The 22,099-nt window shown below is 65.5% G+C and carries 23 protein-coding genes; 16 read left to right on the top strand and 7 right to left on the bottom strand.

Going from position 1 to position 22,099, the window contains the following annotated elements; translation table 11 throughout:
• Positions 1-165 precede the first annotated feature (165 nt).
• Entirely contained in the window at positions 166-1,305 is a 1,140-nt protein-coding gene (locus AC3FKG_RS18355; protein ID WP_488743800.1) for a 3-deoxy-7-phosphoheptulonate synthase, read from the top strand.
• Between the two features lie 214 nt (positions 1,306-1,519).
• The gene (locus AC3FKG_RS18350) at positions 1,520-2,614 is read left to right on the top strand and encodes a branched-chain amino acid aminotransferase (protein WP_488743799.1); all 1,095 of its coding nucleotides are present in this window, start codon (positions 1,520-1,522) and stop codon (positions 2,612-2,614) included.
• 29 nt (positions 2,615-2,643) lie between these two features.
• Here AC3FKG_RS18350 and AC3FKG_RS18345 read toward each other — a convergent pair whose 3' ends face one another.
• Positions 2,644-3,396 carry a sulfite exporter TauE/SafE family protein gene (locus AC3FKG_RS18345; RefSeq protein WP_488743798.1) on the bottom strand — a complete coding sequence of 251 codons (753 nt, stop codon included), beginning with the start codon at positions 3,394-3,396 and terminating at the stop codon, positions 2,644-2,646.
• A 351-nt stretch (positions 3,397-3,747) separates the two neighbouring features.
• On the opposite strand from AC3FKG_RS18345, the gene AC3FKG_RS18340 reads away from it, so the two are divergent.
• The 9 genes from AC3FKG_RS18340 to AC3FKG_RS18300 all read left to right on the top strand — a co-directional run bounded on the left by AC3FKG_RS18340 (position 3,748) and on the right by AC3FKG_RS18300 (position 13,817).
• The gene (locus tag AC3FKG_RS18340; protein ID WP_488743797.1) at positions 3,748-5,187 is read left to right on the top strand and encodes a cytochrome ubiquinol oxidase subunit I; all 1,440 of its coding nucleotides are present in this window, start codon (positions 3,748-3,750) and stop codon (positions 5,185-5,187) included.
• Between the two features lie 4 nt (positions 5,188-5,191).
• Positions 5,192-6,199, top strand: a complete 1,008-nt coding sequence (gene cydB, locus AC3FKG_RS18335; protein WP_488743796.1) for a cytochrome d ubiquinol oxidase subunit II — start codon at positions 5,192-5,194, stop codon at positions 6,197-6,199.
• Positions 6,199-6,342 (top strand): DUF2474 family protein, encoded by a 144-nt coding sequence (locus AC3FKG_RS18330; protein ID WP_488743795.1) that lies wholly within the window; start codon positions 6,199-6,201, stop codon positions 6,340-6,342. Before cydB ends, AC3FKG_RS18330 begins: the two co-directional genes overlap by 1 nt.
• Before the next feature lie 161 nt (positions 6,343-6,503).
• Positions 6,504-8,540 (top strand): alkaline phosphatase family protein, encoded by a 2,037-nt coding sequence (locus AC3FKG_RS18325; RefSeq protein ID WP_488743794.1) that lies wholly within the window; start codon positions 6,504-6,506, stop codon positions 8,538-8,540.
• A gap of 41 nt (positions 8,541-8,581) precedes the next feature.
• Entirely contained in the window at positions 8,582-8,788 is a 207-nt protein-coding gene (locus AC3FKG_RS18320) for a hypothetical protein (RefSeq protein ID WP_483714207.1), read from the top strand.
• Positions 8,789-8,838: 50 nt separating this feature from the next.
• Positions 8,839-10,980, top strand: coding sequence for a phosphocholine-specific phospholipase C (locus tag AC3FKG_RS18315; RefSeq protein WP_488743793.1), 2,142 nt, complete (start codon positions 8,839-8,841; stop codon positions 10,978-10,980).
• 109 nt (positions 10,981-11,089) lie between these two features.
• The gene (locus AC3FKG_RS18310; RefSeq protein WP_488743792.1) at positions 11,090-11,977 is read left to right on the top strand and encodes a LysR substrate-binding domain-containing protein; all 888 of its coding nucleotides are present in this window, start codon (positions 11,090-11,092) and stop codon (positions 11,975-11,977) included.
• A gap of 68 nt (positions 11,978-12,045) precedes the next feature.
• Positions 12,046-13,068: a M14 family zinc carboxypeptidase gene (locus AC3FKG_RS18305; protein WP_483714497.1), complete on the top strand. Its 1,023-nt coding sequence runs from the start codon at positions 12,046-12,048 to the stop codon at positions 13,066-13,068.
• Positions 13,065-13,817 carry an alpha/beta fold hydrolase gene (locus AC3FKG_RS18300; RefSeq protein ID WP_488743791.1) on the top strand — a complete coding sequence of 251 codons (753 nt, stop codon included), beginning with the start codon at positions 13,065-13,067 and terminating at the stop codon, positions 13,815-13,817. Before AC3FKG_RS18305 ends, AC3FKG_RS18300 begins: the two co-directional genes overlap by 4 nt.
• Here the strand turns inward: AC3FKG_RS18300 and AC3FKG_RS18295 are convergent.
• The 5 genes from AC3FKG_RS18295 to AC3FKG_RS18275 all read right to left on the bottom strand — a co-directional run bounded on the left by AC3FKG_RS18295 (position 13,807) and on the right by AC3FKG_RS18275 (position 16,900).
• On the bottom strand, positions 13,807-14,370 hold the full coding sequence (locus tag AC3FKG_RS18295) for a TetR/AcrR family transcriptional regulator (RefSeq protein WP_483714203.1): 564 nt from the start codon (positions 14,368-14,370) through the stop codon (positions 13,807-13,809). The genes AC3FKG_RS18300 and AC3FKG_RS18295 overlap by 11 nt on opposite strands.
• Positions 14,371-14,578: 208 nt before the next feature.
• Complete coding sequence (locus tag AC3FKG_RS18290) at positions 14,579-15,088, bottom strand: copper resistance protein CopQ (RefSeq protein WP_483714202.1); 510 nt, start codon at positions 15,086-15,088, stop codon at positions 14,579-14,581.
• A 408-nt stretch (positions 15,089-15,496) separates the two neighbouring features.
• Entirely contained in the window at positions 15,497-16,063 is a 567-nt protein-coding gene (locus tag AC3FKG_RS18285; RefSeq protein WP_483714201.1) for a TetR/AcrR family transcriptional regulator, read from the bottom strand.
• Between the two features lie 172 nt (positions 16,064-16,235).
• On the bottom strand, positions 16,236-16,367 hold the full coding sequence (locus AC3FKG_RS18280) for a hypothetical protein (protein ID WP_483714200.1): 132 nt from the start codon (positions 16,365-16,367) through the stop codon (positions 16,236-16,238).
• A gap of 59 nt (positions 16,368-16,426) precedes the next feature.
• Positions 16,427-16,900, bottom strand: a complete 474-nt coding sequence (locus AC3FKG_RS18275) for a copper resistance protein CopQ (protein WP_483714199.1) — start codon at positions 16,898-16,900, stop codon at positions 16,427-16,429.
• A gap of 366 nt (positions 16,901-17,266) precedes the next feature.
• Between AC3FKG_RS18275 and AC3FKG_RS18270 the strand changes: the two genes are divergently transcribed.
• From AC3FKG_RS18270 to AC3FKG_RS18255, 4 genes are all read left to right on the top strand, one after another.
• Positions 17,267-18,142 (top strand): alpha/beta hydrolase, encoded by an 876-nt coding sequence (locus AC3FKG_RS18270; RefSeq protein WP_488743790.1) that lies wholly within the window; start codon positions 17,267-17,269, stop codon positions 18,140-18,142.
• Positions 18,143-18,289: 147 nt separating this feature from the next.
• A complete protein-coding gene (locus tag AC3FKG_RS18265; RefSeq protein ID WP_483714197.1) occupies positions 18,290-18,583 on the top strand; it encodes a hypothetical protein in 294 nt (97 codons plus the stop codon).
• A gap of 163 nt (positions 18,584-18,746) precedes the next feature.
• Positions 18,747-19,445 carry an alpha/beta hydrolase gene (locus AC3FKG_RS18260; protein WP_488743789.1) on the top strand — a complete coding sequence of 233 codons (699 nt, stop codon included), beginning with the start codon at positions 18,747-18,749 and terminating at the stop codon, positions 19,443-19,445.
• A gap of 26 nt (positions 19,446-19,471) precedes the next feature.
• A complete protein-coding gene (locus AC3FKG_RS18255) occupies positions 19,472-19,840 on the top strand; it encodes a hypothetical protein (protein WP_483714496.1) in 369 nt (122 codons plus the stop codon).
• 15 nt (positions 19,841-19,855) lie between these two features.
• Here AC3FKG_RS18255 and AC3FKG_RS18250 read toward each other — a convergent pair whose 3' ends face one another.
• On the bottom strand, positions 19,856-20,764 hold the full coding sequence (locus AC3FKG_RS18250; RefSeq protein ID WP_488743788.1) for a LysR family transcriptional regulator: 909 nt from the start codon (positions 20,762-20,764) through the stop codon (positions 19,856-19,858).
• Positions 20,765-20,884: 120 nt separating this feature from the next.
• On the opposite strand from AC3FKG_RS18250, the gene AC3FKG_RS18245 reads away from it, so the two are divergent.
• Positions 20,885-22,066, top strand: coding sequence for a M20 aminoacylase family protein (locus AC3FKG_RS18245; protein WP_488743787.1), 1,182 nt, complete (start codon positions 20,885-20,887; stop codon positions 22,064-22,066).
• Positions 22,067-22,099: the final 33 nt, after the last annotated feature.

Below are 22,099 nucleotides of genomic sequence, written 5' to 3'. Positions count from 1 at the left end.
TCAAGGCCGAACAGGCAGCCGGGGGCTCCTGTGGCGGCGGCGGGGGCGGCTGTGGCTGCAGCGGCGGCTGACACCAGCCGATTGACGCTTGCATGGCCCATGCCTTCCGGCAGACCGGCCACTAGGGCTACCATACCGCTTTGCCCCGATCATCGAGCGCACGCCATGCAAGATCCGCAGACCTCTACTCACAGCACGGCCGAGGGCTGGCCAAGGCCCTCGGACCGCACCAGCGTATCGGACGACGCCCGCGTCGACGATATCATCCCGTTGCCGCCGCCTGAACACCTGATCCGGTTCTTTCCCATCAACGGTACGCCGGTTGAATCGCTGGTCACCACCACGCGGCAACGCATTTCCCGCATCCTGCACGGCGAGGATGACCGCCTGCTCGTCATCATGGGGCCTTGCTCCATCCACGACCCGCGCGCCGCGCTCGACTACGCGCAGCGGTTGATGGCGCAGCGCGTTCGCCACGCCGCGACGCTGGAAATCGTGATGCGGGTGTACTTTGAAAAGCCCCGTACCACGGTCGGCTGGAAAGGCCTGATCAACGACCCGTATCTTGACGAAAGCTACCGCATCGACGAGGGACTCCGCATGGCACGCCATCTCCTGGTCGACATCAATCGACTCGGCCTGCCGGCGGCGGGCGAGTTCCTGGACGTGATCTCGCCTCAATACATCGGTGACCTGATCAGCTGGGGCGCCATCGGCGCGCGCACCACGGAAAGCCAGATCCACCGTGAACTGGCATCGGGCACCTCGGCGCCGATCGGCTTCAAGAATGGTACCGACGGCAATATCAAGATCGCGATCGACGCAATCCAGGCCGGCTCGCGTCCGCACCATTTCCTTGGGGTGCACAAGAACGGGCAGGTCGCGACGGTACACACGCGCGGCAATCCGGACTGCCATGTCATTCTGCGCGGGGGGAAAATCCCGAACTATGACGCCGACTCCGTGGAAGCGGCCTGCAGGGAACTCGAAGCGGCCGGCCTTGACCGGCGCCTGATGGTCGATTGCAGCCACGCCAACAGCAGCAAGCAGCACCAGCGCCAGGTCGACGTCGCGCGCGACGTGGCGCAACAGGTCAGCGGCGGCAGCCGCTCGGTCTTTGGCGTGATGGTCGAGAGCAACCTGGTCCCGGGCGCGCAAAAGTTCACGCCGGGTCAGCACAACCCGAGCGAACTGACCTACGGCCAGAGCATTACCGACGCCTGCATCGGATGGGAAGACTCCGTCGCAGTCCTCGACATGCTGGCCGATGCAGTCACGGCGCGGCAACAGAAGCCAAAGTCCTGATCCTTGCCGCTCCGATGCGCGCAAGACCACGCGCATCAGGCCCAATCGACTCGATGCTGCACCGCACCATCGAGTTACACTTCTCCCTGTTCCCGGACGAGAGGTCGGTTATGCGTCGTTATCGCCGCTTTTTCGCCTGAACCCGGGACTCTATCTTGCACGCATTGCATCGGAAATCCGGAATCTCCATCCGAAGACGAAGAGACACAGAAACATGAGCGCTGACAACCAATTGCAGTTCACCGTGGAACGTCACCCCAATCCCACGCCAGCCGACAAGATCGCGGCCGCGCTGGTCGACCCCGCCTTCGGACGCGTATTCACCGACCACATGGTCACGATCCGCTGGACCGAAGGCCGTGGCTGGCATGACGCCAAGGTGGAAGCGCGCCGTCCGTTCCAGATCGACCCGGCCTGCGCCGTCCTGCACTACGCGCAGGAAATCTTCGAAGGCATGAAGGCTTACCGCGGCGCGGACGGCAAGATCTCGCTGTTCCGCCCGCAGGAAAACGCCAAGCGTTTTCGCGCCTCGGCCGCCCGCATGTCGATGGCCGACTTGCCGGAAGCCGATTTCCTGCGCGCCGTGGAGGCGCTAGTGGACATCGACCGCGACTGGATTCCCGGCGGCGACGGCAGCCTGTACCTGCGTCCGTTCATGTTCGCCAACGAGACCTTCCTTGGCGTGCGTGCCGCGGCCGAGTATGTGTTCTGCGTGATCGCGTGCCCGGTCGGCCCGTACTTCAAGGGCGGCAAGTCGGCCGTCACGGTGTGGGTATCGGACCAGTACACGCGTGCGGCGCCCGGCGGCACCGGCGCGGCGAAGTGCGGCGGCAACTATGCCGCCAGCCTGATCGCTCAGACCGAAGCCTCGCAGAAAGGCTGCGACCAAGTCGTTTTCCTGGACGCCGCGGAACACCGCTGGATCGAGGAACTCGGCGGCATGAACGTGTTCCTCGTCATGGACGACGGCTCGCTGCAGACCCCGCCGCTGTCCGGCACGATCCTGCCCGGCATCACGCGCGCGTCGATCATCGAACTGGCTCGCCGCGAAGGCCTCAAGGTTTCCGAAACCCCGTACGCGTTCGAAGCATGGCAGGCTGATGCCAAGAGCGGCCGCGTCAAGGAAACCTTCGCATGCGGCACCGCGGCCGTGGTCACCGCCATCGGCACCGTGCGCCATGCCGGTGGCGAATTCACGATCGGCGACGGCGGCGAAGGCGAAGTCACGCGCCGCATCCGTTCGCTGCTGACCGGCATCCAGCGCGGCAAGGAAGCCGACACCTTCGGCTGGGTCCACCACATCGCCTGAGAACGGTGCCCTGCCCCGGACTGACCGGGTCAGGGCCGGGCCAGCAGCAGCGTCAGCGAGGAGCCCAGCAGGACCACGCCTGACGCCGTCAGCAGTGTCAGCACGATCTTGCGGAATGCGGCCTCGCTGATGCCCAGGTACACCCGGGCGCCTAGCAGCGACGGAATCAGCATCGCCGGCGCCACCACCAGGAACATCGGCAGCATGTCGCGCGTGACGATGCCCTTGCCGACATAGGTGGCCATGGTCACCGCCAGCGTGGCCAGGTTGAAGTTCTGGATCACCGCGCGCTGCTCATCCTTGTCGAATCCGCGCAGGGTGCACCACAGCGTGGGAATTACGCCGGTAAAGCCGCCGATCCCGCCCATCACTCCACCCGCCGCTCCAGCCACGCCATCTGCCAGTCGCCCGCCGTGGGTAATTGCCGGCAAGCGCTGCGCCATCAGCATAACGGGGCACCACAGCGTCAGGAAGGCACCGAACACGGCCTTGAACAGCTGGGCATTCAACGCCGGCAAGATCGCCACGCCAAGAGGAATGCCGACCAACCCACCCGCCACGAACGGCCACAAGCGGCGCAGCGACAGGCCGCGCCGGACCGAAAACGCTGACAGAAGCTGCCCGGTCAGCGCGCCGAATACCGTCATGGCCGACGCCATGCGTGGCTCGATGGTCCAGGCCCAGAAGGACATGGCGACCATGCCGAAGGCGAACCCTGAAAGGCCCTGCACGAAGCCGGCAACGGCTGCGCCAAGGATGACAATGATCAGGGTGAAGTCCATGCGGGCAGCGATCGGCCGAAAGCGGAAAGTTGACGAATATGCCCTTTTTGTCGCGCGTTGTCACGGCCTGCATCTGATACGGTCTTTTTCGCATCCATTGCTTCTGTTTTCCGGGCGCACGCACGCTTAGCATCGAACCGTGCGGCAAAGGCGCGGAGCCGTCCTGCGACGATATGTCGCCCGGCGTCCGGCGCCCTTGCCGGCACATGGCGGCGCATGCGGCGTACACTACGCTCACCGCACGCGCCAACGGCCCGCGCCCCTGGCGCGCTGTCGGCCAATCGCCACGCCTGACGGGCATGACGGTGCAGCCGACGACGTGCAAAGGGCCAGCGCCACGGAGAACAAGACATGTTTGGCTTCACCGGGCTCGAACTCGCCCGTATCCAGTTCGGCTTCACCATTTCCTTCCACATCATCTTTCCGGCCATCACCATCGGCCTGGCCGCGTATCTCGCGGTGCTCGAGGGCTGCTGGCTGCGTACGCAGCGACCGGTCTACCGCGACCTGTACCACTTCTGGTCGAAGATCTTCGCGGTCAATTTCGGCATGGGCGTGGTGTCGGGACTCGTCATGGCGTACCAGTTCGGCACCAACTGGAGCTTTTTCTCCGAGTTCGCGGGCAGCATCACCGGCCCGTTGCTGACCTATGAAGTGCTGACCGCGTTCTTCCTCGAGGCCGGTTTCCTTGGCGTCATGCTTTTCGGCTGGAACCGCGTCGGGCCCGGGCTGCATTTCTTCGCGACCGTCATGGTCGCGCTGGGCACGCTGATCTCGGCGACCTGGATCCTGGCCTCCAACAGCTGGATGCAAACCCCGCAGGGCTACGAAATCATCAATGGCCGTGTCGTGCCGACCGACTGGTTCCAGGTCATCTTCAACCCGTCGTTCCCCTACCGCCTGGTGCATATGAGCGTGGCAGCCTTCCTCGCCACGGCACTGTTCGTCGGCGCATCAGGGGCGTGGCACCTGCTGCGTGGCCGCGACAACCCCGCCATCCGCAAGATGCTGTCGATGGCGATGTGGATGCTGCTGATCGTTGCGCCGATCCAGGCCGTGATCGGCGACATGCATGGCATCAACACGCTCAAGCACCAGCCGGCCAAGATTGCCGCGATGGAAGGCCATTGGGAAAGCCACGGCGAGCAGGGTTTCCCGCTGCTGCTGTTCGGCTGGCCCGACATGGTGCGTGAGGAAACCCGCTTTGCCGTGGGCATTCCGCGCCTGGGCAGCCTGATCCTCACGCACAGTCTCGACGGACAGATCAAGGGCCTGAAGGAATTCGCGCCGCAGGACCGGCCCAACTCCACCATCCTGTTCTGGTCATTCCGCGTGATGGTCGGGCTGGGCGTGCTGATGATCCTGCTGGGCCTGTGGAGCCTGTGGCTGAGACGCGGCAAGCGGCTGTTCCAGTCAAGGCCGTTCCTGCACGTGGCGCTGTGGATGGGGCCGGCGGGACTGGTCGCGATCCTGGCGGGCTGGTTCACCACCGAGATCGGGCGCCAGCCGTGGGTCGTCTACGGCCTGCAGCGCACCGCCGATGCCGTCACGCCGCACAACGTGCCTGAACTCGCGCTGACGCTGGGCCTGTTCGTGGTGTCCTACTTCTTCGTGTTCGGCGTAGGCATTGCCTACATGCTGCGACTGGTGCGCAAGGGCCCGGTGATCGACGAGGGCTCGCAGGAACGCCACGGCGGCCCGGGCCGCGAACATACCCCCGCACGCCCGCTTTCGGCCGTCGAGGACGACGATGTGATGGCGCCCAACCAACCCGCTCGCAGCAGGAGCTGACACCATGGGCATCGACCTTTCCCTTCTCTGGATCCTCATCATCTTCTTCGGCGTGATGATGTATGTCGTCATGGACGGCTTCGACCTGGGCATCGGCATGCTGTTTCCGTTCATGCCGGATCGTCATGACCGCGATGTCATGATGAACACCGTCGCCCCGGTCTGGGATGGCAACGAGACCTGGCTGGTCCTCGGTGGCGCGGCCCTGCTGGCAGCGTTCCCGCTGGCCTATGCCGTGGTGCTGAGCGCGCTCTACCTGCCGCTCATGCTGATGCTGCTGGGCCTGATCTTCCGCGGCGTGGCGTTCGAGTTCCGCTTCAAGGCCAATGACCGCGAGCGGCCGGTATGGGATGCGGCCTTCATCGGCGGCTCGCTCACCGCATCGTTCTTCCAGGGCGTGGCGCTGGGCGCGTATATCGACGGCATCCGCATGGAAGGCCACCGCTTTGCCGGTGGTCCGCTGGACTGGCTGGCGCCCTTCCCGCTGTTCTGTGGCGTGGGCGTGGTCGTGGCCTACACGGTGCTCGGCAGCACATGGCTGATCATGAAGACCGAAGGCGGCCTGCAGCAGCGCATGGTGCGGCTGGCCGGCACGCTGGGCTGGCTGCTGCTGGCCGTCATCGCGATCATCAGTGTGTGGACCCCGCTTACGCATCCCGGCATTGCCGAACGCTGGTTCCGCGTGCCGAACCTGGTGTGGTTCTCGCCGGTGCCGCTGCTGGTGGTGCTGTGCGTGTTGGGGCTGATGCGTTCGCTGCGCCAGTCGCACCATATCGCACCGTTCCTGTACGCGCTGGGCCTGGTGTTCCTGGGCTATACGGGCCTTGCCATCAGTGTCTGGCCGAACATCATCCCGCCCGGCATCTCGATCTGGGATGCCGCCGCGCCGCCGCAGAGCCAGGGCTTTGCGCTGGTGGGCGCGCTGTTCATCATCCCGTTCATCCTGATGTACACGGTGTGGGCTTACTACGTGTTCCGCGGCAAGGTACGTCACGGTGAGGGGTACCACTGATGGCCACGTACCTGGTCCGGATACCGCTCTGGCTCAGGCGCGTCGGCTGGCTGGTGCTGATCTGGGTCGCCAGCGTGGCCGCGCTCGGCGCCGCGGCCTGGCTGCTGCGGCTGCTTATGGCCGGGGCCGGCTTCCACCGCTGATCCGCTGCGCGGCTTTGTCTGCAATGCCTGCAAGAATCCGAATGCCGCCATCAGGATTCTTTGCCTCCCTGTCACTACGGTGACAACGCCTGCTTTTACTCTGCCTGCATCCCGCGGGGCATGCCCCGCGCATAACAAGCGATCAGACAGGGGAGTAGAGCATGGCATGGATTCTTGCTCGGCCGGGGCGTCGCAGGCAAGCCCTCAGCCTGGCCATGGCGGGCATTGCGGCCGCCACGCTGGCCGCATGCGGGGGCGACGGCACGCAAGCGCCGGCCGCCGAACCCGCCGATTCGGGCAACACGCCCAATCCGGCGGCGCCGGCAACCAGCAAGGTGCTGATGATCGGCGTTGACGGCGCCACGTATGAACAGGTGCAAGGCGCCATCCTGCGCCGCGAGCTGCCCAACCTGGCGCAGCTGAACCTGGTCCCCGCCGCCACCGGCGGCATGCCGGGCACCATCACCGCGCAGCCGACGCTGGATGCGCCCAGCTGGGCCACGGTACTCACCGGCAGCTGGGCCAACCGCCACGGCGTGACGGACGACACCGGCACGGTTGCTCCCCAGGCGCCGAGCGTTTTCCGCTACTTCCGTACCGGCGCCAAGGCCGGCACGCAGCTTGGCGGCGCGATCAGCTCGGCCGTGGTGTCGCCCTTGCTGACTGGCGAACGCGATGCCGGCGCCATGGATACGCTGGTTGACTGCGCCGGCGCCGACAGGTGCGTGACGCAGAACAGCGTGAAGCTGGTGCAGTCCGGCTACGGGCTGGTGTTCGCGCAGTACAGCGCGCCAGCACTCGCGGCCGAGTCCGACGGCTTCGGCGCGGGCAGCTACGCCACGGCGCTGGCCGGCTTCGACCAGGCGCTGGGCCAGTTGCTCGCTGCCGTGGCAGAGCGCCGCAAGACGCAGCCGAACGAGGACTGGCTCGTGATGGTCACCACCAGCCACGGGCTCGACGCCACCGGCGCCACCACGTCGGTTCCGACCGTCGAGAACCGCACCGCCTTCATCGCGATGAACAAGCCGCTGAACCCGGCCCTGGCCAGTTCCGGCAGCGCGGCACCCGTCACGCCCGCCGACCTGTCGGCACTGCCGACCGAGGCCGACATTGCCCCGACGTTGCTTGGGCACGCCGGCATTGCCATCGATGCCAGCGCCAACCGCTTCGACGGCATGCCGCTGAACGGCACCGGCGCAGGCGTACGCGGTATCCGCATGGCGGTGGGCCGCTACAACGATTCGATCGAGCTGACCTGGCAGAACGCCTCGGCCTCAGCCGGTGAAACGCTCGTGCTGCGCGACGGCGTGCAGGTCGCCCGCCTGCCGGCCGGCGCCACGCAATACGTCGACAACGCCTTCGACCTGCCCACCGGCCTGTACCGCTTCAACTACACGCTGGTGCGCAACGGCGTGCCGGTGTCCTACCTGGCCCAGATCAATTACGTGAAGCCAGTACCGCTGGCCACCACGCTGCGCAACAACCTGGCCACCTACTTCAGCCTGGACAGCAAGCCTGCCGTCGACGCCAAGGCCAGCGCAACGCTCGGCCCGTGGGTACCGGGCACGGACGGCGGCTCGCTTGTCGACGACAACTTCGGCGCCAGGGGATTGCGTGTCGATTCCAACGTCGATGCCTACCAGCTCGTGCAGAACGGTGCAGACATCGCGCTCAGCCCGCAGTTCACCATCGGCTTCTGGTTCCGCACCGATTGCACGCAGGGCAACGGCACCGGCGAGCCCATCCTCTCCAACAAGAACTACACCTCGGGCGCGAATGCCGGCATCGCCTTCGGCCTGTTCGGCAGTTGCGAGGTCCGCTTCAACATCGGCAGCGGCGGCAAGCGCGACGACATCAACGGCATGAAGGTGTCCGCCAACCAGTGGGCGTACCTCGCCCTGTCCGTCGATACCGTGGCCAAGACGTTCAGCGGCTACATCATCGACCCCGTGCTGGGCCTGCAGAAGGTCCAGAACAAGGCCATCGCGTCGACCGACGTTACCAAGCTCAACGGCCTGGCCACCAAGACTTGGGGACTCAATGACGATGCCACTCACAACTATGTGGCAAACAACGCCGGATCGCTCAAGGGCGTGATGGCCTTCAACGACCTCGCAATGTGGACGCGGGTGCTGACCCTGGACGAACTGAAGTCCATCACTGCGTCGCGCCAGCCGCTGTCCAGCCTCAACCCATGACCCGCTCCATCCACGGCCCAAGCATCCCGGAGAACCCCATCATGAACCGAATCCTGCGCGCAGCCACGCGTCCGCACTGGATGGCCGCCCTGCTGATGTGCGCGGCGCTGTCCGCCTGCGGCGGCAGCGATGACAACACCGCAAACGGCACGCAAACACCGACCGCTGGCTCGCAGACGCCGAGCGGCGGCGACAACGGCATCAACCAGCCGCCTGCCGTCAAGCCTGCCATCCGCTGCGCGCCTTGAGCGAACGCAAGCCCGCCGACCATCGTGAACCTATCCGGCTACAGAACGACATGACCGCCAACAGCAGAAGCAGACGCAGTTTCCTCAAGCTTGCCGGCACCAGCGCCGCGGCCACCGCCGCGCTGGCTGCCTTCCCGCCTGCGATCCGCCGTGCGCTGGCCATCCCGGCCAACAATGCCACGGGCACGATCCGCGACGTCGAGCACGTCGTGATCCTGATGCAGGAAAACCGCTCGTTCGACAACTACTTCGGCACGCTGCGCGGCGTGCGCGGCTTCGGTGACCGCTTCCCGATCCCGCTCGCGGGCGGTCTCAATGTCTGGCAGCAGACCTACGTCGGCAGCACCACGCGCACGGTCCTGCCGTATCACCTGGACAGCACCGCCGGCAACGCTCAGCGCGTCAGCGGCACCCCGCATACCTACCCCGATGCGCAGAACGCGTGGGACCTGGGCCGCATGAACAAGTGGCCGACCTACAAGAATACGCAGTCGATGGGCTATTACACCGAAGCCGAGCTGGACTTCCAGTTCGCGCTGGCCAATGCCTTCACTATCTGCGACGCCTACCACTGCGGCTTCCATGGCGGCACCAACCCCAACCGCCTGTTCCACTGGACCGGCACCAACGACCCGAGCGGCACGCACGGCGGGCCGGTCATCGACAACAGCGGCGACTCGTTCACGGGCTCCAATACGCCCTACACCTGGACAACCTATCCGGAACGGCTGGAAGCTGCCGGCGTGAGCTGGAAGGTCTACCAGAACATGCCGGACAACTTCACCGACAACCCGCTGGCAGGCTTCAAGCAGTATCGCGATGCCAACCTCGCGCGCGGCAATGCGGCCAACGGCAGCCCCTACCCCGCCTATGCCAGCAGTGACGACGCCATCAATCCGCTGATCAAGGGCATCTCCAACACGATGCCCGACGGCGGCTTCCTGCAGGCCCTGCGCGACGATGTCGCGGCCGGCAAGCTGCCGCAGGTGACGTGGATCGTCGCCCCGGCCAACTACTCCGAGCATCCCGGGCCTTCCAGCCCGGTGCAAGGGGCCTGGTACACGCAGGAAGTCCTGAACGCGCTGACGGCGAACCCCGAGGTCTGGAGCAAGACGGTCCTGCTGATCAACTTCGACGAGAACGACGGCTTCTTCGACCATGTGCCGCCGCCATGCGCGCCGGCCTATGAGAACGGCGTGCTTGCCGGTGCCTCGACGGTTGCCACGGAGGGCGAATACCACGTCGACCAGAAACCCTACGGCCCCGGGCCGCGCGTGCCGATGTACGTGGTCTCGCCATGGAGCCGCGGCGGCTGGGTCAATTCGCAGGTGTTCGACCATACGTCGGTGCTGCACTTCCTGGAAGCCCGCTTCGGCGTCAGGGAAACCAACGTCACGGCCTACCGGCGTGCCGTGGCCGGCGACCTGACGTCTGCGTTCAACTTCGTCAGCCCCAACTCTGCCGCACTGCCGTCCTTGCCGAGCCGCGACAAGGCCGGCGCCGACGCCATCCGCAATGCCCAGGGCGCACTGGCGCAGGTGCCGCTGCCCTCCGCGACGGCGCAGCAGATGGCCGCGCAGGCAACAGGCACGCGCCCCTCGCGCGCCTTGCCGTATGAACTGCATGTCAGTGCCCGCGAGGATGCCGCCGGTCGGCTGGTGTGGCTGCTGTTCAGCAACACCGGCAAGCAGGCCGCGGTCTTCCATGTGTATGACCGCCTGCACCTGGACCGCGTGCCGCGCCGCTACCTGGTCGAGCCCGGCAAGGAGCTGGACGGCAGCTGGGATGCCTTTGCCAGCGACAGCGGCAAGTACGACCTGTGGGTGCTTGGCCCCAACGGCTTCCACCGTGCTTTCAGCGGCGATGTGAGCACCGTCTCGGCCCCGTATGCCAGCGCGCCGGAGATCCGGGTCTGCTACGACATCGCCAACGCCGCGGTCTACCTGACGCTGATCAACACCGGCAGCGGCCCCTGCACCTTCACCGTCCAGCCCAACGCCTACCGCACGGACGGCCCGTGGACTTACGAGATCCCCGCAGGCAAGCAGCTTGAGCAGCACTGGCCCGTGGGATTGCAGGGTAACTGGTACGACTTCACCGTGAGCACGGCCCAGGGCGGGTTCTCGCGGCGCTTCGCCGGACGCCTGGAAACCGGTGCCGACAGCGTGTCCGACCCGGCCATGGGGACCTGAACCCCGCCCTTCACCAGGGAAAGCGTAGCGGTACTGTCACATTGCGCCGCTAGACTGCGCGGTCGACCGGTGCCTGCGCGCCCGCTACCTTTCCCTGCCCTCTTATCCCATGCTCGGCGACCTTCTCACGACCTTCTTCGAAGTGGCACGCCAGGGCAGCATTACCACGGCTGCCAGGCAACTTGGCGTGAGCCAGCCCACGGTCACGGCGCGCATCCGCCAGCTGGAGGATGCCTATGGCGTGGAGCTGTTCTATCGCCGTGCGAGCCGGATCGACCTGAGCGACGTCGGTGTCGCGCTGATGCCGGTGGTGGAGCAGCTGATGCAACAGGAAAGCAATGCCGACTATCTGCTGCGCAACGCCGGGAACCTGCGTTTCGGCAACCTGCGCATTGGCGCAACCGGCCCCTACTACATCCTGCGCAGCGTGGCCGCGTTCCGGCAACGCTTCCCGGCGGTCGAGGTCAGCATCGGGATCGGCAATTCGCAGCAGATGATCGAGGCGCTGCTGGAGTACCGCATCGACGCCGCGGTCTCCTCGCACGCCGTCGAGGATGGCAGGCTGGCGCGTACCCGCCTGGCTTCCGATCCGATGGTGCTCGTGGTCCATGCGGACCACCCGTTCGGGCGGCTGCCGCATGTCGATATCGCCCGGCTCGCCGAATGCCACCTGCTCGTGCGCGAGCATGGTTCGATGACCCGCCAGGCCACCGAGGCGGCGCTGTCCGCCTGCGGCCAGGAGCTGCCGCGCCATATGGTCATCGGCAGCCGCGAGGCCATCTACGAGGCCATCCGGCAGAACCTCGGCGCGAGCGTCATGCCCGCCGGCGAGGTGCCGCGCGACCCGACGCTGCGCATCGTGCCGTTTGCGCAGCGCCCGCCCATCCTGCATGAATACCTTTACTGCCTGGAAAGCCGGCGCCATACGCGCCTGGTGGGCGCCTTCCTGGAATGCGTGAAAGCCGTGGCGCCTGACCCGCAGGCACAGGCCGCCTGAGCGATGCGGGGCGCGCCCTGCCCGGCGGCCACGTGGCCGCCATGCCGCCCAGCGCCTATATTGGTGCCATGAGCGAGCACGCCGCTTTTGCCGAATATGAACAGCTGCTGGGCCTGCTGGATGCGGGCAGCCGCGTGCTGGACGCGCGCGCGGTTTGCGAAACCTCGGTGCGCGGCCATCGCTTCTCGGTCTATGCGGCCACCGTCGGCGCCACGGCACCCGACGCGCCGGCAATCGGCATCTTCGGCGGCATTCACGGGCTGGAGCGCATCGGCACGCAACTCGTGCTTGACTACCTGCGTTCGCTGCTCTGGCGCCTGGAGTGGGATGAGTTGCTGCACGAGGAACTGCAGTCGGTGCGGCTGGTCTTCATGCCCATCGTCAACCCGGGCGGCATGTGGGCCGCCACCCGCGCCAACCCCAACGGCGTCGACCTGATGCGCAATGCGCCGCAGGACGCCGACGCGCGCGTGCCGTTCCTGGCCGGCGGCCAGCGCATCGGCGCCTGGCTGCCATGGTTTCGCGGCCAGGCGGGTCGCCCGATGGAAGCGGAAAGCCAGGCCTTGCTGAGGGTGGTGCAAAGCGAGCTGCTGTCGCGGCCGCTCAGCTTCGCGGTGGATTGCCACTCGGGCTACGGCTGGCGCGACAGCATCTGGTTCCCGTATGCGCGTACGCACCGCCCCATGCCGCACCTGCCCGAGATGTACCTGCTCAAGACCATGTTCGAGCAGGCGCACCCGCACCATGGCTACGCTTTCGAGCCACAGAGCCACCAGTACCTGCTGCACGGCGACCTGTGGGACTACGCGTATGACCTCGCGCCACCGGAGAACCTCTTCCTGCCGATGACGCTGGAGCTGGGGTCGTGGCTGTGGATCAAGAAGAATCCGCGGCAGCTGTTCTCGCGCGATGGCATCTTCAACCCGATCAAGGCACACCGCACCGCGCGGGTGCTGCGCCGCCATGTGAGCCTGTTCGATTTCCTTGGCCGCATCGCCTTTGCACCGCAGCGCTGGCTGCCGACCGGCGAGCGCCGTATAGCCTTGCAGGAGCAGGCCCGAGCGCACTGGAACCGGCGGCCGAATCCATGACGGACTGGGTATTCCTGCGCGGCCTCACGCGCGAAAGTCGGCACTGGGGCACGCTGCCCCAGCGATGGCAGGCGGCCGGGCTCGGCACGCCGCTGACGCTGGACCTGCCCGGCAATGGCACGCTCTGCCATGAAATATCACCAGCGAGCGTGCGGGGACTCGTCGCGTCGGTCCGGGACAGCATGAGACAGGCAGGACAGTTGCGACACTGCCGGGTGCTGGCGATGTCCCTCGGTGCGATGGTGGCGGCGGAATGGGCGCGCCGGTTTCCCGACGAGGTGGCCGCGCTGGTCCTGATCAACACCAGCATGCGGCCCTTCAGCACCATGACGCAGCGCCTGCGTCCAGCCAACTGGCCTGACTTGCTGCGCATGGCTGCCGCCTGGGAGAACCGGGACTATTGTGAACCCGCCATCCACCGGCTGACCTGCGCACGCAGCGATGCGAAAGAGGCCGACATCCAGGCGTGGAGGCAAATCGCAACAAGCGCGCCAGTCAGCCGAAGTTCGGCGCTACGGCAACTGCTGGCGGCTGCGCGTTACCGCGCCGATCGACGGCCGCCCTGCCCGTCCATCCTGCTGATCGCTTCGGATGCGGACCGTCTGGTCGACCCGGTCTGCTCCGCCCATCTGGCGCGCACGTGGAAGGTGCCGCTGCTACGCCACCCATGGGCGGGTCATGACCTGCCGCATGATGATCCCGACTGGCTGTGCGACACGGTGGCGCGCCAGCTCGCGCTTACGGCATGACCCCGGCCAGCACGGCCGCGGCAGCCTCGAGACGCTCATGCGTGCCGAACAGCCGTGCGGCCATGAGCCCGTTCTGCAGCGAGCCGTAGACCACTTGGGCCAACTGCGCGGGCGGCACCGGATACGGCTTGTCGCGCAGTGGCTGGGCGCGTTCGAACAAGCCGGTCAGCCACGTCTCATGCATGTGAACGTACTCGCGCATCGTCGCGCGCACCGGCTCGGAGAGCGACAGCACATCGGCCGACAGCATGCCCACCAGGCAGGCCTGATCGGTGCCGAAGGCCGTGCGGACCGGCTCCAGGTATTGCCGGGCCTGTTCCGCGGGGGGCAGCCGGGTGTCGATCGCGCGGATGCGCTCCTGGACGCGGGCGCTGTATTCACGCACCGCCTCGAGCACGAGATCGTCCTTGGACGGGAAATAGTAGTGAATGCTCGAGGTCTTGACGCCCACCAGTTCGGCGAGGTCGCGATAGCTGAAGCCATTGAAGCCCTTGCGACGGATCAGCACCAGCGTGTGCTCGATCAGCTGTTCGCGAACGGATAGTGTTTTCATGGCTTCAGACCCCTTGCAATGGACTGCCGGTCAGGCCGGCAGCGTCTGCGCGAGTAGCGTGATGAGTGAACCGCTGAAGAGGCAGAGCCCCACCCATCCAACCAGTATCAGCGCGCTGTCACGCAAACTCATGATGTTCCCCTTGGGAGCGGGCGGCGTACCGGCCGCTGAGAATGTCAGTTGGCCGGCCACAGGCCGGCCGCTCTGGTCAGGCGAGTGCGCCGTCGGTGTACGGGTCGAACTTGCCGACCCTGGCGCCGTCCAGGTACGGGTCAGCGCTGCGTGCGGGCGATGCCGAGACACCACGCGTATCGAGACCGGCTACCGTGCGCGCGCCGTCGGTGTACGGGTCGGTCTTGCCGACCTTGGCACCGTCCAGGTACGGATCAACGCTGCGTGCCGGCGTAGCCGAGACACCACGCGTATCCAGCCCGGCTACCGTACGGGCACCGTCCGTGTACGGGTCGGTCTTGCCGATTTTGGCACCGTCGGTGTACGGGTCAGGCTTGCCGACGCGTGCGCCATCGGTGTACGGGTCGAACTTGCCAACCTTGGCGCCGTCGGTGAATGCATCGACCTTGCCGACGCGGTAGTTGTAGCCATAGGTGTCGCCGGCAGAACCGCTGCCGCTCGGTGTGGCGGCCTGCGCGAGGCCAGTGGCGAGTGCGGCGGCAAGGGTGGCTGCAGTGATAACGGTCTTGGCGAACTTGGCATTCATGATGGGCTCCTGGGCTGGCGACCTCCCGGTAGGCGTCGCCTGGTTTCGGTTCAATCTCGGGTCCTCTTTTGATCGCACATCTACTAGTAGATAGATAACCTGATTCAAAAAAAGACCGTCTTCACGGTATTGCGATGGTCCCGTTGCAGGACCGGCTTTTTTCCTTGCCGGTGCAGCAGCGCTTCCATGAGCTAAATACTATCTACTACTAGGTAGATAGTCAAGGAAAAAGATTCCTATCGCACCGATAGGCAACCCACGATGGCTTTAACCTCTTGTTAAATAACGATATGGACGCCCTCAAGCGCCAGCGGGGCGGCCTTGCATCGATGCCCATTCCCGCAAACAAAAACTGCCATGCAGCATTCGCCACATGGCAGCTTTACGCCGGGCTATCTGACGTAGGCGTTAACCGGCTACGGCAGCCAGCAGGGTATCCGCGGCAGATTCGACCCGGTCGGACGTACCGAACAGGCGCGCCGAAATCAATCCGCTTTGTAGCGAACCGAACACGACCTGTGCCAGGCGCGCAGGCGGCACCGGGAACGGCGTCGTCCGTTGCGGCTGGGCACGTTCCAGCAAGCCAGTCAGCCACCGCTCGTTCATCAGGAAGAAAGTCTGCAGCAATTCGTGGACGGACTCGGGCAGGCACAAGGTCTCGGCCGACAGCATGCCGCACAGGCAGATCTGGTCCGAACCGCAGCTGGCGCGGAAGGGGGCTAGGTAGATGGCGGCCTGCTCGGTCACGGGCAGCGTGGTATCGATCGACCGCAGGCGTTCGGACATGGCCGCGCTATATGTCTTGACGGCCTCCAGGACGAGATCGTCCTTGGTCGGAAAGTAATAGTGGATGCTCGACGTCTTGACGCCGACCAGTTCGGCCAGGTCCCGGTAGCTGAAGCCATTGAAGCCCCGGCGCCGAATCAGGACGAGCGTGTGCTCGAGCAGTTGCTCTCGTACGGTTTGCGTTTTCATGAGGCCAGTTTATCTACATGAAGATAGACGCTCAAGGAGAACGCCTGAAGGCGCGGGTAATCCCTTAGGACCGGTGCCGGGAGACCCGTGAACCTGGATTTGCCGATGCCCCGACGGACACAGCCCCGGCGTAACCGGGGCGTGCCATGGTAAATCGGTTCAATCAGGCGGCTTAACCTGGCAGGACCTGCGCGGCGAAGGTGATCATCGAGCCACTCGTCACGCAGACCAGCAACCATCCGCCGAGCAGAAGGATACTGTCACGCACATTCATGATGGACTCCATTGCGGCCAGCCAGGTCATGCATGGACCTGGCCTCCGTGGCGAAAAAAAGCCGCCGGCCTGCTAGGGCCGGCAGACGTTCAGGCGAGCGCGCCGTCGGTGTACGGGTCGAATTTGCCAACCTTGGCACCGTCCAGATACGGATCCGCGCTGCGGCCCGGCGTGGCCGATACGCCGCGTGTATCCAGACCCGCTACAGTGCGGGCACCGTCGGTGTACGGGTCGAACTTGCCAACCTTGGCGCCGTCCAGGTACGGATCAACGCTGCGCGCCGGCGTGGCCGACACACCGCGCGTATCCAGACCCGCTACAGTGCGGGCGCCGTCCGTGTACGGGTCGGTCTTGCCGACCTTGGCACCATCAGTGTATGGGTCGAACTTACCAACCTTGGCGCCGTCGGTGAACGGATCGGTCTTGCCGACGCGGAAGCTGTAGCCGTACTTGTCGCCGGCGAAGTGGCTGTCGCGCGGGCCCGAAGCCTGGGCGACACCGCTGGCGAGCGCGGCGGCAAGGGTTGCGGCAGTGATGATGGTCTTGGCGAACTTGGCATTCATGATGGGCTCCTTGGCTGGCGACCTTCCCCTGGGGCGTCGCGGAATCGGTTCTCTGCTGGGGTCTCTCTTCGATCTCGCATCTACTAGTAGATAGATGACCTGACCTAAAAAAAGACCGCTTTCACGGTATTGCGATGGTCCCGTTGCAGAACCGGCCTTTCTTTTCTTTGCCGGTGGAGCAGCGCTTCCATGACCCCAATGCTATCTACTACTAGGTAGATAGTCAAGGAAAAACTTTTCTATCGGCCTGATAGCGGATGTTCCGATGACGGGCGAGCCTGTGCAGGTCGATCGCCTCACACTTCTGGCTGTGCCAATTGCGCGACACCTGATAGCCTTGACGGGCATCCGAGCACACCGGCAACCATGCAGCCTCCTCGCCATTCTCCGCTTCCCCGCTGGCTGGCCAGTACGGCCGGCATTGCCGTATTGGCCGGGCTTGCACGCCACCTGCTGTTCCGCGCAGTCGAAGGCGAGGCGTTCGTCACGCCTAGCATTGCGCCCCCGGGGCCGGATCAACCCGATGCCACGCTGCGACACAGCACGTTTCGCAGCGGCGCCCGCCTGCTCCATGCCGCTTACGCGCCAGCGGAACACGGGCAGGCACCGGCGCTGATGGTGTGCCACGGCGACGACGAATGCCTGTCCGACTGGGCGCCCGTGCAAGCCATGCTGGCGCATTCTGGCATCAGCAGCTTCATATTCGATTACAGTGGCTACGGCGCGAGCAGCGGACGCCCCAGCGTCAGGCACCTGCGTGAAGACGCACGCGCAGCCTATCGAATGTTCCGGGCGGCAACGCCGGACGCAACGCGGCACTACGTTCTCGGCCACTCGCTGGGGTCCGGGGTGTTGCTGGATGTCGCGCGGGGGTTCACGCCGGCCCCTGACGCGATGATCATCGCCTCGGGTTTCAGTTCCGCGCGTGCCGCCGCCGTCCAGACCGGCCGTGTGCCCGCGCGGCTGGCGTGGCTGCTGCCGGATCCGTGGAACAACGCGGCGCGCCTGCGCCGGATCGGATTGCCGCTGATGCTCGTGCACAGCCGCGACGACCAGGTCCTTCCACTGGCCCATGCGGAACGTCTTGCGCAGGCGGCTGCGAATCTTCAGGAACTGGTCTTGTTTGATGGCATGCCGCATGACGCGGCTATCCTGGCCGAGCACATGGAGGCGTACTGGGCGCCCGTGATCGCATTCATGCTTGGCCGCAGGGACCGCCTCGATCGGGGCCCGACAATCTAACCGAGTCTGCGCATCGCGGCAATCATCCTTGTGGGCGAGGCGCTACGCATGGGCAGGCTGAGATTCTTTTCCCGATTTCTTGTCTATATTTGTTCTCATGGCAAAAGCATCGGTTCTTCGCTGTTGAACAGCATTGGAGGAAATGCCATGCGTTGGCTCGCAAACTGGTTCAGTCCGCCGACCCCGGAAAAGATTGCCGAAAGGGAACTGCAAGACATGAGGCTGACGTTGTTCCAGGCTGAGCGACGCCTGCTCGAGGCGCAAATGCAGGTCGCCTACTATCGCGACATGGTCGCGTTCCTGGAAGACGTGGCGACCAAGGGCGTCGAGGACGTGGTGGACAAGCGCCGCGCCGCCGCGCCGGCTGCCATCGAGACCTTCTCGGCACCGCGTGTCGCGCCAGGACTGACCACCGTCCCGATCGTGCCCTCGGCCGCCTAGCGCGGCAGCATGCGGGGCAAATTGCCTGACCCACGGCGGAGTCCCTCGTACTCCGCCGGTCATTGATAGCACCGCACGGCTCGCGGGAACGCGTGCCGACCTGTGCGATACTCGCGCTGCCCGCCGCGCAAGCCGGCTGGCGGACCGTCACACAGGAGCCCCCATGAACGAACTGCTGCCCGCGATCGAGATCGAGACCGCGCCCAATCCCGCTTTCACCGTGATCTGGATGCACGGCCTGGGCGCGGATGGCAATGACTTCGTGCCGGTGGTTTCCGAGCTTGGCCTGGGAGACATGCCAGGCGTGCGCTTCATCTTTCCCCATGCACCGGCCATTCCCGTCACCTGCAACGGCGGTTATCTCATGCCGGCCTGGTATGACATCTACTCGTTCGACGAAGCCGGACGGCGTGCCGATGAAACGGGCATCCGGGTGTCGTGCGAGCGGATCCGGGCGCTGATCGCGCGCGAGAATGCACGCGGTATCTCGACGGACCACATCGTGCTGGCCGGCTTTTCGCAGGGCGGCGCAATCGCCTACACCACCGCCATCACCCATCCGGACGCGCTCGCAGGCATCGTCGCCCTATCCACGTATATCCCGGCTCCGGACACGCTGGCAGCGCAAGCGACCGCCGCCAACGCTGCCATCCCCGTCTTCGCCGCCCACGGCACGCAGGATGATGTCGTGCCGCTGCAGCTTGGCGAACAGGCCCGCGACTTCCTCCAGGCACGCCGGATTCCGGTGTCATGGCACACCTATGCCATGCCCCATTCGGTATGCATGGAAGAAATCGCCGCCATCGGCGCGTGGCTCCAGGCCACGTTCGCCCGCATCACGCAGCCATCGGCGCAAGGCTGAGCCGCACCACGCTCATCACCATGAACATGAAAGCAGCGCCGCTTCTGAAGATCGATTTCAACACCCGCAAGGCTCTCGTGTTTGCGTTGACGGCCGAGCGGCTGTCCGCCTACTACGAACACGGCAAGTGGCTCACCGATGCGCAGGGCGCCACGCTGGCGGGGGAATGGCTGTCACGCTCGAAGCTGCAACTCGCCCTGTCGGAGCGCCGCCTGCTCTCGGAACTGAGCGACCAGTTCGCGCGCCAGCTGGCGCAGACGCTGTCGCGCGAAGCGGGGCTCTATGCCTCGCACGAAATGATGGAAGCGCTGGACCCGAACTACCAGTCCGCGTTCGCGCACGACATGCTCGACGAATGCGAGCGTCTGTTGCGCGAGAACGGCGTCAACGAGTAGCAACGAGCCATCGCCTCAAACCCGCGGGAACGCCTTCACCACATGACGCAGCAGCCGGTCCGCCACCGGTGACAGCGGCCGCCCGGTCCGGGTAATCACATGGATGCGGCTGTTGTTCAAAATCGGATTGGCAAGCGGCAACGACACCAGATCATCGAACTGCGCGCCCTTCAACGGCACCGAGCGCGGCGTCATGATGTAGCCCAGCCCGAGCGCGGCGAATTCCCACAGCACCTTGAACGAGTTGGTGGTGAGCATATGGTTCAGCGTGATGTGCTCTTCGACCTCGGCCGCCTGGATATGCTTGCGCACGCCGAACGATTCCGTCAGGGATGCGCCCTGGTGCGGCGCCAGGTCGGCCAGCGTCAGCGCGCCCCGCTTGCGTGCCAGCGGATGGTCCTTGCGCACATGCACGCGGATCGGTGCCAGCCGTGAATAGTGCGAGCGAAGCCGCACGTCGTCCGGCGGCTGGAACACCAGGCCGATATGCGCCAGGTCTTCCAGGATGCAACGCACGGTCTCTTCCGTTCCCGCCACGCGGATGTTGTACGTGACATCCGGGTACTTGTGCTGGAACCCCCGCAGCACCGGCTCCAGCACCAGATCGATAAAGCCCTCGCCGAAAACGACTTCCACGTGGCCGCGCTGGGCGTTCTTGAGGTGATTGACCTCCGCCAGGAACGTGTCGCTCAGATCCTGCTGACGCCTGGCGAACAGCGCCAGCAGCCGCCCCGCATCCGTCGCCACTACGCCCCGGCCACGCCGCTCCAGCAGCGCCAGGCCGGTGTCCTGCTCCAGTTTTGCCACGGCGCGGCTCACCACTGACGGGTCCAGTTCCAGCACATCGGCCGCGCCGCGCACCGAGCCGGTCTCGATGATCTGTAGCAGGCACAGCGCACGCTTGCGGTCCAGGACATCATCCATCTTTCTCCCCTCCTCGTCTCGCGATCGTTGCAATATACACAACGTTTTACCGCAATTGTTGTCATGGATGCCGCGGGCCGGCGCAGCGAGAATACGAACACGATCCCATTCGCCGAACCCATGAACCCATCCAGCCTTGCAGACCTGCGGCAGTCCATCCAGGCCCTTTCGCCGGAATTTGTCGATATCCGCCGCAGGATTCACGCACATCCCGAACTGGCCTTCGAGGAGCGCCGCACCAGCGATCTCGTCGCCGAATGCCTCATGGCATGGGGCTACGAGGTTCATCGCGGCCTGGGCACCACCGGCCTTGTCGGCAAGCTGAAGAAGGGATCAGGGACCAAGGCGCTCGGCATTCGCGCCGACATGGACGCACTGCCGATCCAGGAGAAGACCGGCCTGGACTATGCGAGCACCCTCCCCGGCAAGATGCATGCATGCGGGCACGATGGCCATACGGCCATCCTGCTCTGCGCGGCCCGCTACCTGGCCGAGTCCGTCGATTTCAATGGCACGCTGAACCTCATCTTCCAGCCCGCGGAAGAAAACGAAGGCGGTGCGCTGCGCATGCTGGAGGATGGCTTGTTCGAGCGCTTCCCGTGCGACGAAATCTACGCGCTGCACAACTCCCCGGGGTTGCCTGTGGGCCAGATCGGCATCAGCACCGGCCCCGCGATGGCCTCGTTCGACCGCGCCACGGTGACGCTGCGCGGACGTGGCGCGCACGGCGCCATGCCGCATCACGGCATCGACCCCATGCAGTGCGCCGCCAGCATCGTGCTGGGGCTGCAATCCATCGTCAGCCGCGAAATCGATGCGCTCAAGTCCGCCGTGATCACAGTCGGCTCGATCCAGGCCGGCGCCACTTACAACGTCGTGCCGGAAAGCGCGCTGATCAAGATCGGCGTGCGCACGCTCGATCCGCGGGTACGCACGCTCGTCGAAGCGCGTATCCAGCAATTCGTGAGCGCGCAGGCCGAGAGCTTCGGCCTGCAGTCCGAGGTCGTCTACGAACGCAAGTATCCGGTGCTGGTCAACCATGCCGCGCAGACCGAACGCGCGCGCGAGGCCGCCATCCGGCTGGTGGGTGCGGCCAACGTCGTGGAGCGCCCGCCGGTCATGGGCAGCGAGGACTTCGCCTACATGCTCGAACATCGCCCCGGCGCTTACGTCAGGCTCGGCAACGGCCTGGGCGAGGATGGCGGCTGCATGGTCCACAACCCGCTCTATGACTTCAACGACAAGGCCTTGCCCGTGGGCGCCGCATTCTGGGCGCACCTGGCGCAGAGCTGCCTGGCCTGAACCAACCACCAGCCTGAAAACAAACCAAGAACG

This window comes from Cupriavidus sp. 22TCCZM04-2 (genome assembly GCF_057798895.1).
This window is presented reverse-complemented; position numbering and strand designations above follow the sequence as displayed.

Coding starts and splice junctions, on each gene's coding strand:
- AC3FKG_RS18355 (WP_488743800.1), top strand. CDS start 166: ATGCAAGATCCGCAGACCTCTACTCACAGCACGGCCGAGGGCTGGCCA.
- AC3FKG_RS18350 (WP_488743799.1), top strand. CDS start 1,520: ATGAGCGCTGACAACCAATTGCAGTTCACCGTGGAACGTCACCCCAAT.
- AC3FKG_RS18345 (WP_488743798.1), bottom strand. CDS start 3,396: ATGGACTTCACCCTGATCATTGTCATCCTTGGCGCAGCCGTTGCCGGC.
- AC3FKG_RS18340 (WP_488743797.1), top strand. CDS start 3,748: ATGTTTGGCTTCACCGGGCTCGAACTCGCCCGTATCCAGTTCGGCTTC.
- cydB (WP_488743796.1), top strand. CDS start 5,192: ATGGGCATCGACCTTTCCCTTCTCTGGATCCTCATCATCTTCTTCGGC.
- AC3FKG_RS18330 (WP_488743795.1), top strand. CDS start 6,199: ATGGCCACGTACCTGGTCCGGATACCGCTCTGGCTCAGGCGCGTCGGC.
- AC3FKG_RS18325 (WP_488743794.1), top strand. CDS start 6,504: ATGGCATGGATTCTTGCTCGGCCGGGGCGTCGCAGGCAAGCCCTCAGC.
- AC3FKG_RS18320 (WP_483714207.1), top strand. CDS start 8,582: ATGAACCGAATCCTGCGCGCAGCCACGCGTCCGCACTGGATGGCCGCC.
- AC3FKG_RS18315 (WP_488743793.1), top strand. CDS start 8,839: ATGACCGCCAACAGCAGAAGCAGACGCAGTTTCCTCAAGCTTGCCGGC.
- AC3FKG_RS18310 (WP_488743792.1), top strand. CDS start 11,090: ATGCTCGGCGACCTTCTCACGACCTTCTTCGAAGTGGCACGCCAGGGC.
- AC3FKG_RS18305 (WP_483714497.1), top strand. CDS start 12,046: ATGAGCGAGCACGCCGCTTTTGCCGAATATGAACAGCTGCTGGGCCTG.
- AC3FKG_RS18300 (WP_488743791.1), top strand. CDS start 13,065: ATGACGGACTGGGTATTCCTGCGCGGCCTCACGCGCGAAAGTCGGCAC.
- AC3FKG_RS18295 (WP_483714203.1), bottom strand. CDS start 14,370: ATGAAAACACTATCCGTTCGCGAACAGCTGATCGAGCACACGCTGGTG.
- AC3FKG_RS18290 (WP_483714202.1), bottom strand. CDS start 15,088: ATGAATGCCAAGTTCGCCAAGACCGTTATCACTGCAGCCACCCTTGCC.
- AC3FKG_RS18285 (WP_483714201.1), bottom strand. CDS start 16,063: ATGAAAACGCAAACCGTACGAGAGCAACTGCTCGAGCACACGCTCGTC.
- AC3FKG_RS18280 (WP_483714200.1), bottom strand. CDS start 16,367: ATGACCTGGCTGGCCGCAATGGAGTCCATCATGAATGTGCGTGACAGT.
- AC3FKG_RS18275 (WP_483714199.1), bottom strand. CDS start 16,900: ATGAATGCCAAGTTCGCCAAGACCATCATCACTGCCGCAACCCTTGCC.
- AC3FKG_RS18270 (WP_488743790.1), top strand. CDS start 17,267: ATGCAGCCTCCTCGCCATTCTCCGCTTCCCCGCTGGCTGGCCAGTACG.
- AC3FKG_RS18265 (WP_483714197.1), top strand. CDS start 18,290: ATGCGTTGGCTCGCAAACTGGTTCAGTCCGCCGACCCCGGAAAAGATT.
- AC3FKG_RS18260 (WP_488743789.1), top strand. CDS start 18,747: ATGAACGAACTGCTGCCCGCGATCGAGATCGAGACCGCGCCCAATCCC.
- AC3FKG_RS18255 (WP_483714496.1), top strand. CDS start 19,472: ATGAAAGCAGCGCCGCTTCTGAAGATCGATTTCAACACCCGCAAGGCT.
- AC3FKG_RS18250 (WP_488743788.1), bottom strand. CDS start 20,764: ATGGATGATGTCCTGGACCGCAAGCGTGCGCTGTGCCTGCTACAGATC.
- AC3FKG_RS18245 (WP_488743787.1), top strand. CDS start 20,885: ATGAACCCATCCAGCCTTGCAGACCTGCGGCAGTCCATCCAGGCCCTT.